11 protein-coding genes are annotated in these 13,487 nt (G+C 71.7%); 3 read left to right on the plus strand and 8 right to left on the minus strand.

All coding sequences use genetic code 11. The annotated features are described in order from the left end of the window. Positions 1 to 5: 5 nt before the first annotated feature. The 4 genes from AB1673_07110 to AB1673_07125 form a co-directional block, all read right to left on the minus strand. Entirely contained in the window at positions 6 to 1,286 is a 1,281-nt protein-coding gene (locus AB1673_07110; protein MEW6153742.1) for a DUF2254 domain-containing protein, read from the minus strand. A 109-nt stretch (positions 1,287 to 1,395) separates the two neighbouring features. Next, complete coding sequence (gene ilvC, locus AB1673_07115; GenBank protein MEW6153743.1) at positions 1,396 to 2,421, minus strand: ketol-acid reductoisomerase; 1,026 nt, start codon at positions 2,419 to 2,421, stop codon at positions 1,396 to 1,398. Between the two features lie 17 nt (positions 2,422 to 2,438). Next, positions 2,439 to 2,975 (minus strand): acetolactate synthase small subunit, encoded by a 537-nt coding sequence (gene ilvN / locus AB1673_07120; GenBank protein MEW6153744.1) that lies wholly within the window; start codon positions 2,973 to 2,975, stop codon positions 2,439 to 2,441. Continuing rightward, a complete protein-coding gene (locus AB1673_07125; protein ID MEW6153745.1) occupies positions 2,975 to 4,759 on the minus strand; it encodes an acetolactate synthase large subunit in 1,785 nt (594 codons plus the stop codon). Before AB1673_07125 ends, ilvN begins: the two co-directional genes overlap by 1 nt. Before the next feature lie 174 nt (positions 4,760 to 4,933). On the opposite strand from AB1673_07125, the gene AB1673_07130 reads away from it, so the two are divergent. After that, on the plus strand, positions 4,934 to 6,010 hold the full coding sequence (locus AB1673_07130) for an alpha/beta fold hydrolase (GenBank protein MEW6153746.1): 1,077 nt from the start codon (positions 4,934 to 4,936) through the stop codon (positions 6,008 to 6,010). A 36-nt stretch (positions 6,011 to 6,046) separates the two neighbouring features. Here the strand turns inward: AB1673_07130 and ilvD are convergent, their stop codons facing one another. After that, a complete protein-coding gene (gene ilvD / locus AB1673_07135) occupies positions 6,047 to 7,726 on the minus strand; it encodes a dihydroxy-acid dehydratase (protein MEW6153747.1) in 1,680 nt (559 codons plus the stop codon). 182 nt (positions 7,727 to 7,908) lie between these two features. On the opposite strand from ilvD, the gene egtB reads away from it, so the two are divergent. Further along, the gene (gene egtB, locus AB1673_07140; protein MEW6153748.1) at positions 7,909 to 9,225 is read left to right on the plus strand and encodes an ergothioneine biosynthesis protein EgtB; all 1,317 of its coding nucleotides are present in this window, start codon (positions 7,909 to 7,911) and stop codon (positions 9,223 to 9,225) included. Next, positions 9,225 to 10,211, plus strand: coding sequence for an L-histidine N(alpha)-methyltransferase (gene egtD, locus AB1673_07145; GenBank protein MEW6153749.1), 987 nt, complete (start codon positions 9,225 to 9,227; stop codon positions 10,209 to 10,211). The genes egtB and egtD overlap by 1 nt, the downstream gene beginning before the upstream one ends. Before the next feature lie 56 nt (positions 10,212 to 10,267). On the opposite strand, the gene AB1673_07150 is transcribed toward egtD, so the two are convergent. The 3 genes from AB1673_07150 to AB1673_07160 form a co-directional block, all read right to left on the minus strand. Then, the gene (locus AB1673_07150) at positions 10,268 to 11,455 is read right to left on the minus strand and encodes a choice-of-anchor P family protein (GenBank protein ID MEW6153750.1); all 1,188 of its coding nucleotides are present in this window, start codon (positions 11,453 to 11,455) and stop codon (positions 10,268 to 10,270) included. Positions 11,456 to 11,656: 201 nt separating this feature from the next. Continuing rightward, positions 11,657 to 12,097 carry an antibiotic biosynthesis monooxygenase family protein gene (locus tag AB1673_07155; GenBank protein MEW6153751.1) on the minus strand — a complete coding sequence of 147 codons (441 nt, stop codon included), beginning with the start codon at positions 12,095 to 12,097 and terminating at the stop codon, positions 11,657 to 11,659. Between the two features lie 60 nt (positions 12,098 to 12,157). Continuing rightward, on the minus strand, positions 12,158 to 13,381 hold the full coding sequence (locus tag AB1673_07160; protein MEW6153752.1) for a hypothetical protein: 1,224 nt from the start codon (positions 13,379 to 13,381) through the stop codon (positions 12,158 to 12,160). Positions 13,382 to 13,487: the final 106 nt, after the last annotated feature.

Raw genomic sequence — 13,487 nt, forward strand, 5'->3', positions numbered from 1 at the left:
GGGTGTCAGTCCGGGGACCGCTGGGGGCCGGGACGGCGGTCGGCCAGCGGGCGCTCGGGCGCCGGGAGGTCGGACCGGCGGGCCTCCAACAGGTCGAGCTGCTCCCGCAGGGGCCGGTGGCGCCCGGGCGGGAGGGCGCGGATCAGGCTGGTGAGTGCATGGCGCAGGTTCTGGTGGACCTGGAGAGAACCGGCCCCCCAGTGCCGCAGTTCGTCGAAGGCCACGTGGACCAAATCGTCCCACGACCAGGCGGGCTGGACCACCCGCAGGGCCCCACCGGGGCCGTAGTGGCGGCCATCGGGCAGGCGCTGGCGGCCCAGGCGGCCCACCAGGTCGTGGAGCTGGTCGAGGCACTGGCTGGCGGTCGTGGGGTCGTTCACCCCGGGCGAGAGCGCCCGTTCGGCGATGTCGACGAGCTGGCGGAAACCGAAGGCCACGTCGTTCTCGATGCTGCGCTCCGGTTCGAGGACCACACAGGCAGCCAGCGCACGCCCGTCCTCGGGCTCGAAGCTGGCCCGCAGTAGCGCCGTCCCGTACGGGACGAACTCCCCAGGGGCCACGGCCACCTCCACCACCCCGCCGGCCTGGGCCGCGGCGTGGGTGAGCGGGCCCACGTTCACGCTGGTGACCACCCCGCACCGGGGAGCGGTCACCGTGGCCACCATCTCCCCCAGCTCACGGTCGCCGCCCCCGGCGTCCGCCCCGTCGCCGTCGCCGTCGCCGTCGCCGTCGGCTGTCATCCGCCCGATGGCCTTGCGGGTGTCCGAGCCGATCCGCTGGATGATGTTGGCCACCCTCACCGACTGGGCCACGTGGTGGACGTACTGCACGAAGAAACCCACGCTCACCACGGCCAGGGCGTAACCAACAGTCACCGACAACCCGGGCACGAAGGCCTCGGCGCCGCCATCGGCCCCCCGCACCGAGCGCAGCACGACCAGGTCGTAGACGAACGTACCGGTGAACACCCCCAGGGTCGCCTGGGTGCGCCGGTCCCGCAGGAAGTTCTGCAGCACCCGGGGTGAGAACTGGCTGCTCGTGAGCTGGAGCACGACGATCGTGACCGAGAACGTGAACGTGGTGAACGTGAGCACGGCCGAGGCCAGCGTGGACATCACGTCGCGGGCCTCCGCGGCGTCGCCGTAGAACCGCGACCATCCCGGCGCCAGGTCGGACCCGTCGACCGCCAGCAGGCCGGCGGCCAGCGCGCCCATGCCCACGGCCACCAGGGCGGGCACCGGCCAGTACGAGTACCGGGCCTCGTAGAGCAGCTTCTGGAGGTTCACGGGCGCAGGGCCCGGCCCGTCGTGTCGACCTCCGCGCCGGCCATGAGGCCCCCAGGCTGACAACCGCGGGCCGCCCGTTCAAGCACCCCGGCCCCCAGGCCGGTCGGGGTCAGCCTCCCGACACGTCCTGGATCTTGGCCTTGCCGGCCGAGATCCACGGCATGAGCGCCCGCAGGCCGGCCCCCACCTCCTCGATGGGGTGCTCCTGGGCCTGGCGGCGGTACTCGTCGAAGCGGGGCCGGCCGGCCCGGTTCTCGGCCACCCACTCCTCGGCGAAACGGCCGTCGCGGATCTCGGCCAGGATGGCCTTCATCTCGGCCCGGGTGTCGTCGGTGATGATGCGGGGGCCTCGGGTGTAGTCGCCGTACTCGGCCGTGTCCGAGATGGAGAACCGCATGCCCGAGATGCCGTTCTCGTACATGAGGTCGACGATCAGCTTGAGCTCGTGGAGGCACTCGAAGTAGGCCACCTCGGGCTGGTAGCCGGCCTCCACCAGGGTCTCCCACCCGGCCTGGACGAGCGACGTGACGCCCCCGCACAGCACCACCTGCTCGCCGAACAGGTCGGTCTCGGTCTCCTCGTCGAAGGTCGTCTCCAGCACCCCCGCCCGGGTGGCCCCGATGGCGTGGGCGTACGACAGGGCGAGGGCCTTGCCTTTGCCCGACTCGTCCTGAGCGACGGCGATGAGGGCGGGCACGCCGCCCCCGGCGTCGTACTCCCGGCGCACAAGGTGGCCTGGGCCCTTGGGGGCGACCATGGCCACGTCGACGCCCTTCGGGGGCTTGATGAGCCCGAAGCGGATGTTGAAGCCGTGGGCGAAGAACAGGGCATCGCCGTCTTGGAGCTGGCCGGCGATCTCGGACTCGTAGACACCCGCCTGCTCGGTATCAGGCAGCAGCATCATGATCAGGTCGGCCTCGGCCGCGGCCTGGCTGATGGACGCCACCCGCAACCCCGCCCCCTCGGCCTTGGCCCACGAGCCCGAGCCCTCGCGCAGGCCGACGCGTACGTCGACGCCCGAGTCGCGCAGGTTCAGGGCGTGGGCGTGGCCCTGGGAGCCGTAGCCGATGACCGCCACCTTCCGGCTGGTGATGAGGCCGGCATCGGCGTCCTTTTCGTAGTAGGCGTGCGCCATTGGCTTGCTCCTTGTCCCTATCCGACCCGGCCGAGGCTACGTAGCCTCGGCACCTCACGTTCGAGCTTGGCCAGCGCCACCCGGCCCGTGCGCTGCAGCTCCACGATGCCATAGGCCCGCATCAGGTCCTCGAAGTCGTCGAGCTTGGACGGCGGGCCCGACAGCTCGACGGTCAGGTCGTTGTGCCCGACGTCGACGATGCGGCCTTCGAACACGCCCACGAGCTCGATGACCTGGCCCCGGGTGCCGGGCTCGGCCCGGACGGTGCACAGCATCAGCTCCCGCACGACCGACTCGTCAGGCGACAGCTCGCTGATCTTGACCACGTTGACCAGCTTGAAGAGCTGCTTGGTGATCTGTTCCAGGGGGGCCGACTCCACGTCGACCACGATCGTGATCCGGCTGTAGCGCTCGTCGTCGGTGGGGGCCACGGCCAGGGAGTAGATGTTGTATGCCCGGCGGGCGAACAGGCTCGAGACCCGGGCCAGGACCCCGGCCTTGTTCTCGACCAGCACCGACAGGATGTGGTGGGGAGGGGGCGCGATGGGGGCCATCAGTGCCCCCCAGGGCCCTGGGCGGGGCCGAGGATGATGTCGTCGTTGGACGCCCCCGCGGGCACCATCGGGTAGACCTTCTCCTCGGAGTCGACCCGGAAGTCGATGACCACCGGCCGGTCGTCGATCGAGTTGGCCTTCTCGATGGCGGGGACCACCTCGTCGGGGTGCTCGACCCGCATGCCCACGCAGCCCATGGCCTCGGCCCACATCTTGTAGTCGGGCAGGTCGGGCGAGAGGTAGACCTCGCTGTAGCGCTCCTCGTAGAACAGCTCCTGCCACTGGCGGACCATGCCCAGGTAGGCGTTGTTCAAGATGGCGATCTTCACGGGGATGCGCTCGGCCGACGCCGTGACCAGCTCCTGGGCCGTCATCTGGAAGCAGCCGTCGCCGTCGACCGCCCACACGGTCTTGGTGGGCTGGCCCACCTTGGCCCCGATGGCCGCGGGCACGGCGAAGCCCATGGTGCCCAGCCCCCCGGAGTTGACCCAGGTGTTGGGCCGGTCGAACTTCCAGATCTGGCTCGACCACATCTGGTGCTGGCCCACTCCCGAGCACAGGATCGTGTCGTCGGGGGTGTTCTGGCGGAGCATGTCGATGCAGAACTGGGGCTTGAGCTTGTCGCCCTCGTCCCAGCCCTGCTCGTAGGCGATCGGGTGGCGGTCCCGCCAGGCGTCGATCTGGGCGTCCCACTCGTGGCGGTCGGGCTGGCTGTCGCGCCCGCCCTGTTCACGCACGATCTTGATGAGCTCCTCGATGACCAAGCGGACGTCGCCCACGATGGGCACGTCGGCCCGGCGGACCTTGCCGAGCTCGGCCGGGTCGATGTCGACGTGGATGATCTTGGCGTGGGGGGCGAAGGCCGACACCTTGCCCGTGACCCGGTCGTCGAAGCGGGCGCCCAGGGTGATGAGCAGGTCGGCCTGCTGCATGGACGTGACGGCCGTGTAGTTGCCGTGCATGCCCGGCATGCCCAGGCACAGCGGGTGGGAGTCGGGGAAGGCCCCCCGGGCCATCAGGGTCGTCACGACGTGGACGCCGAGCAGGTTGGCCAGCTCGAACAGGGCCTCGGATGCCCCCGAGCGCACGATGCCGCCGCCGGCGTAGATCACGGGCCGGCGGGACTCGGCGATCAGGGCGGCCGCGTCGCGGATCTTGCGGGGGTGGCCCTGAGTGGTGGGCTTGTAGCCGGGCAGGTCGACTGACTCGGGCCAGTACCACTCCATGGCCGAGCGGGGGTTGCGGGGGTCGACGATGTCCTTGGGGACGTCGATGAGCACCGGGCCGGGACGCCCGGTGGTGGCGATGTGGAAGGCCTCGCGCACCACCCGGGGGATGTCCTGGGCCGACGTGACGAGCTCGTTGTGCTTGGTGATCGAGCGGGTTATGCCGATCGTGTCGCACTCCTGAAAGGCGTCGGTGCCGATGGCCGCGCTGGGCACCTGGCCGGTGATCACGACGATGGGGACCGAGTCGAGCATGGCGTCGCACAGCGGGGTCACGATGTTGGTGGCCGCCGGGCCACTGGTGACCATGGCCACGCCCGGCCGCCCGGTGGCGTGGGCGTAGCCCTCGGCCATGTGGCCCGCGCCCTGCTCGTGGCGCACGAGGATGTGGCGGATGGGCGAGTCGATGATCGGGTCGTAGACCGGGAGGATGGCCCCGCCCGGCAGGCCGAACATGACTTCGACCCCTTCCATCTCGAGGCTCTTGATGAGGGCTTGGCCCCCGTTCAGCTTCATTGCTGTGTGGCTCCTGTCGGGTTCCTGGTCCGGAAAACACAACGACCCCCCGGCTGGGAGGTCGTGGGCACGCGCTGGTGGACGCGTGCGTCAGGCGATGAGTACGAGGGCGCGGGTTCGGGCCATCGGCGCAAGTGTGCCAGGTCGCCGCCAGCCGCGCAATCCGGTACGGCTACACTTCGCGCCGAGGGCGGCCGGGAAGGAACAAGAACCCTCATGTCGGTCAGCAGACTTAGGCTCCTGACGGCTCTCTTGGCCGTCGCCATGGTCGCCACAGCGTGTTCGGGGGGAGGGGGCGACGCCCTTGACCCCACCGAAGGCGACCTCATCGACGGCCAGCGCCTGGTCAGCTTCAGCGGGGACGGCGGCCTCAAGCTGGGCGGCACGCTGGGCGTGCCCGACGGAGGCGGTCCCGCGCCCGGGGTGCTGATCATCCCCAGCCTCGACCCCCGGCTCGACCGGGACGGAATCGCCAGCACCACCGACCCCGACCTCGTGTACGAGGACATCAGCAAGGCGCTCAACGCCGCCGGCATGGTCACTCTTCGCTACGACCGCCGGGGCGTCGGCGCCAGCAAGCTGGAGAGCGGTAGCGACGCCCCGACCTACGAGCAGGTCCAGGGCGACGCCCGGGGTGCCCTGGCCTTCCTGGCCCAGCGGGGCGAGGTCGGCGGTTCACCCCTGGCCGTGCTGGGCCACGACGTCGGGGGGTGGACGGCGCTGGCCCTGGCCGCCGAGGACCCCAAGGTGAAGGGTGTGGTCTTGGTCTCGACGCCCGGCCGGCCCCTGGTCGACGTCTACGCCGAGGGCTTCCGCACCAGTCACGGCCCGGCCTCGGCCGAGCGTTTCCGCCAGATAGTCGCCGGCCTGCTCTCGACCGGGTCGCTTCCCGACGCCGAGCAGATCTCCCCCGAGCACCAGAGCGTGCTCGGTCAGGGCCAGGCCGAGATGCTCCGGGGGGCCTTCGCCGATTCGCCCCTGGCCGACGTGGCCAAGGTCAAGGTGCCCGTCCTGGTGGCCGTAGGCACCACCGCCCACGTGGGCCAGACGATCCGGGTGGGCCGCATCGACGCCGACACCCTGGCCTCGGCCCTCGGCCCCCAGGCCCAGGTCGCCATGTTCGACCTCGGGCCCACGCTCCTGCCCGTCCCCCCTGACCCGGGCGTGCCCCGGTTCGACCCCGACGACGACTCCACCCACGTGGGCGGGGCGCGCACCCCGATACCCGTCGTACGCGACCCAGCCGCCCTCGGCCGCCTGGCGTCCTTCCTGACGGGCAGCCTGAGGTCCTAGGTCCACCCAGAGCCCGTCCCGGCGCCCACGGGGCGATCAGGGTTCGGTGATGGCCCCTTTGTCGGCACCGGTCACCAGGCGGGCGTACTTGGCCAACACGCCGGTCGTGTAGCGAGGTTCGGGGAGCTTCCAGGCCGGGCGGCGGGCCGCCAGTTCGTCCTCGCCCACGAGCACTTCGATCGTGCGGGACTGGGCGTCGATGACGATGCGGTCGCCGTCAGCCACGAAGGCGATAGGGCCGCCGTCGACGGCCTCGGGGGCCACGTGCCCCACGCACAAGCCGTGCGTCCCGCCCGAGAAGCGGCCGTCGGTCACCAGGGCGGCGTCGGAGCCCCGGCCGGCCCCCTTCATGGCGCCCGTGACGGCCAGCATCTCCTTCATTCCCGGGCCGCCCTTGGGGCCCTCGTAGCGGATGACGACCACATCGCCCGGCTGGATCCCCCCGGCCAGGATGGCCTCCATGGCGTGCTCCTCGCCCTCGAACACCCGGGCCCTGCCCTCGAAGCGGAGCTGGTCGAGGCCGGCGATCTTCACGACCGCGCCGTTGGGGGCCAGCGAGCCCCGCAGCACGGCGATCCCCCCCTCGGCGTGTATGGGGCCCGACAGCGGGTGCACGACCCGGCCGTCGGGCGGAGGGGGGGCCAGGGCCGACAGGTTCTCGGCCATCGTCCGGCCCGTGACCGTGAGGCAGTCGCCGTCGAGCAGGCCGGCCTCGAGCAGCTCGCGCATCACCACCGGCACCCCCCCGACGGCGTCGAGGTCGGTCATGTGGAAGCGGCCGTGGGGCTTCATGTCGGCGATGTGGGCCACCCGGCGGCCGATCCGGTTGAAGTCCTCCAGCTCGAGCTCGACCCGGGCCTCGTTGGCGATGGCCAGCAGGTGCAGGACGGCGTTGGTCGACCCCCCGATGGCGTTGACGACCGCTATGGCGTTCTCGAACGCCGCCTTGGTGAGGACCTGGCGGGGGCGGATGCCGGCCTCGACCAGGGCCATGACGGTCTGGCCCGAGGCGTAGGCGAGGTCGTCGCGGCGGCGGTCGACGGCCGGGGCCGACGCCGACCCCGGCAAGCTCATCCCCAGGGCCTCGGACACGGCTGCCATCGTGTTGGCCGTGAACATGCCGGCACACGAACCGATCGTCGGGCAGGCGTTGCGCTCGATGAGCGAGAGCTCCTCGGCCGACAGCGTGCCGGCGGCGTGGGCCCCGACCGCCTCGAACACGCTGACGATGTCGAGGGCCTCCCCCTGGCTGCCCCGGCCGGGCAGGATCGAACCTCCGTAGAGGAACACCGACGGCACGTTGAGGCGGGCGGCGGCCATGAGCATGCCCGGCAGCGACTTGTCGCACCCCGCGAAGGTCACCAGGGCGTCCATGCGCTCGGCGTGCATGACGCACTCCACCGAGTCGGCGATCACCTCCCTGCTCACGAGCGAGGCCCGCATCCCCTCGTGGCCCATGGAGATCCCGTCGGACACGGCGATGGTCACGAACTCGATGGGGAAGCCGCCGGCGGCCCGCACCCCGTCCTTGCACCGCTTGGCCAGCCGGTCGAGGGGCATGTTGCAGGGTGTGACTTCGTTCCAGCTGCTGGCCACCCCCACCTGCGGCTTCGACCAGTCGTCGTCGGTCATGCCGATGGCCCGGAGCATGGCCCGCGACGGGGCCCGCCGGTAGCCCTCGGTCACGTCGCGGCTGCGGCGCTCTAGCTCGTTCATGGCCTGGATCGTCCCACAACCGGCCCGCGGGGGGCGGTGAAATCGGCCGCTGCCTGGTTCCGTACACTCGACAGGAGACCCGGGTGGTTTGCCCGTCCCACCCCATCCCGGGAAGGAGAGCCCGTGCCTGTTCTTCGACTGCGATTGGCCCCGGTGCACAGCGGGGCCCGGGCCCGAGCCGAGTGGGCGAGATAGTCGACCTCCGGGCGCGGCTCGCCGGCGAGCTGGAGTCGGCCCGCCGCCGGTCGCTCGACCTGCTGGCGCCGGTCCCCGAGCCCGACCTGGTGCGGCAGATCTCGCCGATCATGTCCCCACTGGTCTGGGACCTGGCCCACGTCGGCAACTACGAGGACCTGTGGCTGGTCCGGGCGGCCGGGGACGCGCCTGCCGTCGACCCGTCGGTCGACTCCATGTACGACGCCTTCCGCCACCCCCGCCCCAACCGGCCTTCACTCCCCCTGCTGGGCCCCCGGGAGGCCCGCCGTTACATCGCCGAGGTCAGGGCCCGTGTGCTCGACACCCTCGGCACCGCGGACCTCGAAGGCGGGGACCGGCTCCTGCGCCGGGGCTTCGTCTACGCCATGGTCGCCCAGCACGAGCACCAGCACGACGAGACCATGCTGGCCACAATGGCGCTCATGGGCGAGGCCGCCCACCGGCCCGTGGCCCCGTTACCTCCCCGGGGGGCACCCGTGGCCCGACCCGAGGTGTTCGTCGAAGGCGGCCCCTTCGTCATGGGCACCTCGGCTGACCCGTGGGCCTACGACAACGAGGGCCCGGCCCACGAGGTCGACCTGGCGCCCTTCTGGATCGACACCGTGCCCGTTACCAACCGCGACTACGCGGAGTTCATCGCCGACGGCGGTTACCGCGACCGGCGATGGTGGGGCGACGAGGGGTGGGCCTGGCTCCAGGACGAGGGCGCCCAGCACCCCCTGTTCTGGCGGCCCGAGGGCCACGGGGACTGGTCGCGGGTGCGGTTCGGCTGGGTCGAGGAGGTGCCCGGCGACGAGCCCGTCCAGCACGTCTGCTGGCACGAGGCCGACGCCTACGCCCGCTGGGCGGGCAAGCGCCTCCCCACCGAGGCCGAGTGGGAGAAGGCGGCCTCGTGGGGGCCGGGGACCGCCGGGGCCGGGCCGGTCAAGCGCTACTGGCCGTGGGGGGACGAGCCGCCCGCGCCGGAGCGGGCCAACCTGGGCCAGTCCTGCTTCCGGCCCGCACCCGTTGGTTCCCACCCTGCAGGTGCCAGCGCCTACGGTGCCCACCAGATGATCGGTGACGTATGGGAGTGGACCTCCAGCGACTTCGAGCCTTACCCGGGGTTCTCCGCCTTCCCCTACCGGGAGTACTCCGAGGTCTTCTTCGGCTCGGGCTACAAGGTGCTGCGGGGCGGGTCCTGGGCCACGGCCCCGGTGGCCGTGCGTAGCACGTTCCGCAACTGGGACCTGGCCGTCCGCCGGCAGATCTTCAGCGGCTTGCGCTGCGCCCGGGACGCCTGATGCGCCCCGCCCGGGTGATAACCCCGGCCGTCGAGGTGTTCCTGGGGCCCGACGACCTGCGGACCGCCTTGGAGTCCGACGTGCGCCGGGGATTGACGAGCGTGCCCAAGGACCTGCCCCCCAAGTGGTTCTACGACGAGCGGGGGTCGGAGCTGTTCGACCGGATCACCCGCTTGCCCGAGTACTACCTGACCAGGGCCGAGCGCTGGACGCTCAACGAGCACCGGCACCTGATCGCCCCCCTCACCGAGGCCGATACGATCATCGAGCTGGGCTCGGGCACCTCGGAGAAGACGCGCCTGCTGCTCGACGCCTTCACCGACCGCCACCAGCTCCGGCGGTTCGTGGCCTTGGACGTCAGCGAGCCGACCCTGCGCCGGGCGGCGGCCGCCATAGCCGAGGAGTACCCCGGGGTGGAGGTCACGGCCCTGGTCGGGGACTTCGACCACCACCTGGGCGAGCTGCCCGGCGAAGGCCGGCGATTGGTCGCCTTCCTGGGCAGCACCATCGGCAACTTCGCCCCGCCCGCCCGGGCGTCGTTCCTGGCCCGCCTGTCGGCGTCTCTGGAGGCCGGTGACAGCCTGCTCCTGGGCACCGACCTGGTGAAGTCCCCGGTCCGCCTGGTGGCCGCCTACGACGACGCCGAGGGGGTGACGGCCGAGTTCAACCGCAACGTGCTGCGGGTCGTCAACCGGGAGCTGAGGGGCGACTTCGTCGGCTCTCGCTTCGGGCACGTGGCCCTGTTCGACGAGGACGAGGAGTGGGTGGAGATGCGCCTGCGGGCCGACGTGGAGCACGAGGTCACCGTCGAGGCCCTGGGCCTGGTGGCCCCGTTCGGCGAGGGCGAGCACATGCGCACCGAGATCAGCGCCAAGTTCCGCCGCGGCCGGGTCGAGGACGAGCTGGCCGCCGCAGGCCTCGCCCTGGCCCGCTGGTGGACCGACGAGCAGGGCGACTTCGCCCTCTCGCTCTCGTTCAAGGAATGAGAAAGGGCCGGCGCTAGGCCGGCCCTTCACTCGTAGTCAGCCCGCTCAGGCCGCGCTCACTCCCGCCGTCGCTTGCGCCGGCCACCGCTCATCTCGGCGGCGCCCACCACCAAGGCGGCCAAGCCCGCCCAGATGGTCTTGCCGATCTCCACGGGGCCCCACTTATCGGGGCCGTTCCCGGCGACCGGGCCGTAAGCCATGCCGCCCGAGGCCGAGGCGTTGGCCGTCAGGGGCCGCCCCGAGCCGATCAGCAGCAGGATGCCGATGACGATGCTCAGCCCCGACATGATGGCCAGAGGTTGCAGGGTCGAACCCGTGCGGACCAGCACACCCGACCCGACGGTCGTGGGCGGGGACGTGGTCGACGTCGGCACGGCGGTCGTGCCCGTCGGCGGGCTGGTCGTCGTGGTGGTCGCCGGCACCGTCGTGGTAGTCGTGGCCGGCGGGGCCGTCGTGGTAGTCGTGGCCGGCGGGGCGGTGGTCGTGGTGGTGGCCGGCGGGGCCGTCGTGGTCGTGGTCGAGGCCGTGGTGGTGGTCGTCTGGGGCACGAGCACGTTGGGGCCGTCGGCCCGGCAGAACGACTCGGCCAGGATGACCTCGGCCACGCTGCCGTTGTTGGGGATGCTGATGCGGGCGCCACGGACGGTGATCTGGGTGGTGCCCGGGTTCATCCCGACCGGCGGGGAGCCGCTCACGATCTGCTCGTTGAGCACGATCGTGGCCAGCCCGAGGAGGTCGACCACCGTGTTGGGGGCGATCGGGCCGTCGAGCAGGGGCTCGGTGCCGAGGCGGGCGTTGGACACGGTCGTGGCCCCGGTGGACCCGTCGCCGTTGGAGACGCACGACGACTGGATGAGCGGGATCTCGATGGCGTTGGTCAGCAGGCTCACGTTGGCCACCTGGGAGGTGGTGGAGATGAACCCGAAGTGGTTCTCGCCGACGATGTTGCCGGCCTGGGTCACCACCGGACCGGCCTGCACCCCGTTGTCGAGCACCCCGAGCACCGGCCCGACGGTCAGGATCGACGAGGTCAGCGGCCCGAACTCGGTCGAGGACTCGTTGGCCACCAGCCGTGGAGGTGTCACGGTGGGGTCGGGCGCAGGGGGTACGACAGCAGCCCCCAGTAGCGAAACGGATATGGCGTAGCCCGTCCCTTCGACGGCGTCGACGTCGGCCGCCGCCGTGCCGGACGTCAGGAACAGACCCCCAACCCCACTGACGATCATGAGTAGCGCCGTGGCCAATGCCTTTGGCTGCCGCCTCTGAGTCGTCCTCATCGGTCGTCTCCCTTTCTGGACCCGCTGATCACCCGCGCCACCGCCGCCCTGCGGTTCGCCCGCACGCTAACCGATGACAGGCCACCGATGCCACTATTCGAATTGCCAACACTAGCAACATCTGCCCCAGAAGCAACAGGCGGAGCTCGAAACGAGCCCCCGCCGCGCTCACCCCGCCGGGGATTGCTCACGCTGCTCCACCCGGTAGGCCCACAGTTCGCTGCCGGTGGCCACCGGGCCGCCCGCCGGAGGGCCGCCCGCCGGAGGGCCGCCCGCCGGAGGGCCGCCGCCGTGGGCCGGAGCGCCTTCGCCCGCCGGAGGGCCGCCAGCCGGAGGGCCGCCGCCGTGGGCCGGAGCGCCCTCGCCCGCCGGGCGCTGGGCGTGGCCCTGCTGGAACGCCCGGGAGGAAACCCAGGCGTCGAAGGCCGCCTCGTCCCGCCAGCGGGTGTAGACGAGCCAGGTGGTGCGCTCGTCGGTGGGCCGCAGGAGCTGGAACTCCTCGAACCCGTCAGCCTTGCCCACCTCGCCGGCCCGGGCCGCGAAGCGGCGGGCCATCTCGTCGGCCCGCTCGGCCGGTACGTCTATGGCGTTGATCCTGACGACAGACATGACCGCATCTCACCACGGCCGCACCGGCGCGGCCAATCGGGCCGCCCCTCGCGCAGCCGGTCAGGCGGCGGTAGGCCTGCGGGCCGGCATGGTCTCGACCCGCTCCCACACCAGGAACATGAGCCCGGCGAACAGGAGCGAGAAGGCGACGAGCCCGACGATGAAGGGGTCGACGCCCGTGCGGGCCAGCACCTGGCCCTGGCGGGCGACGATCGGCGTGTGACCGCCGGGCAGGCCGGGGCGCAGACCGGGCAGGAACACCGGGACAGCCTCCAGGCACTCCTGGCTGACGGCCGTGGTCGACTGGTTGCCCGAAGCCGTAGCGGGGCCGGTGGCGATGCCGCTGGTGCCGTCGGACGAGTTGACCGCCGAGTTGACCAGCGAACCGAGCTCGATGCTGATGGTCCCGCCACTGCCGGTCACCGCGTTGCTGGTGAGGTTGTCGGACTGGTTGCCTGTGCTGGCGTTGTTGCCCGTCCCGGCGGCCGCCTGGCCCGAGTTGGAGACGTTCACGTTCTGCCCGCCGCCGAACAGGTTGCTGCAGTCGGCCCCGCCGACGCCGAAACGGCCCGGGCCACCGAACACCGTTCCCGCCGGCCCGTGCCCCCCGCCGTGATTGACCTGGGTCTGGTCGACGGCCGTCGTGGACTGGTTACCCGAGGCGGTGGCCGGGCCGGTGGCGATCGTGGAGGTGCCGTCGGACACGTTGCTGGCGGTGTTGCCGATGCTGAGGCCGATGTTGATCAGCCCGCCGGTCACGTTCTGGTTGTTGGACGCCGTGTTGGTCGAGTTGTTGCCCGTGCTCGTGTTACCGCCTGTGCTGGCCGACGCGCTGCCGGAGTTGCTTACCCCGGCGTTCTGCTCGTCGCTGCCGAAGAACAGGCCGAGCAGGCCCCGGTTGCCCCCGCCCGCTTCGACCTGGGAGGTGGACGTGTCGGAGTTGTTGCCGCTGGCCTGGGCCGCTCCGGTCGCCACCGTCGAGGTGCCGTTGGAGGAGTTGGCGGCACCGTTGGTCTGGCCCAGGTTGAGCCCGATGAGGTCGCCCAGCAGGTCGCCGACCAGGTCGCCCTCGGTCGAGGTGGCGGAGGTGGCGTTGCCGGCCGCGTTGGAGGAGCTGTTGCCCGTGCTGGAGTTGCCGCCCGTGCTGGCCGACGATCCGCCCGAGTTGGTCACCCCCGCCGACTGCTGCCCGTACGCGGGCACACCCACGACGGCCAACGCGCCGGTGACGGCCGCGCTGGCCAGAAGGCTGTACGCCACCCGCCGCTTTACTCGTGCCCGCATGGTGTCCTCGTCTTCCCGGCCGGTCCAAACCCGGGCCGCAGTCTGCCCCAGCCGCCCGACGACCTGCAAGCACCTACCAGCCGCGGGGGGGACGCCCCCGAGGCAC

The organism is Actinomycetota bacterium (genome assembly GCA_040754375.1).
GTDB lineage: Bacteria > Actinomycetota > Acidimicrobiia > Acidimicrobiales > AC-14 > JBFMCT01.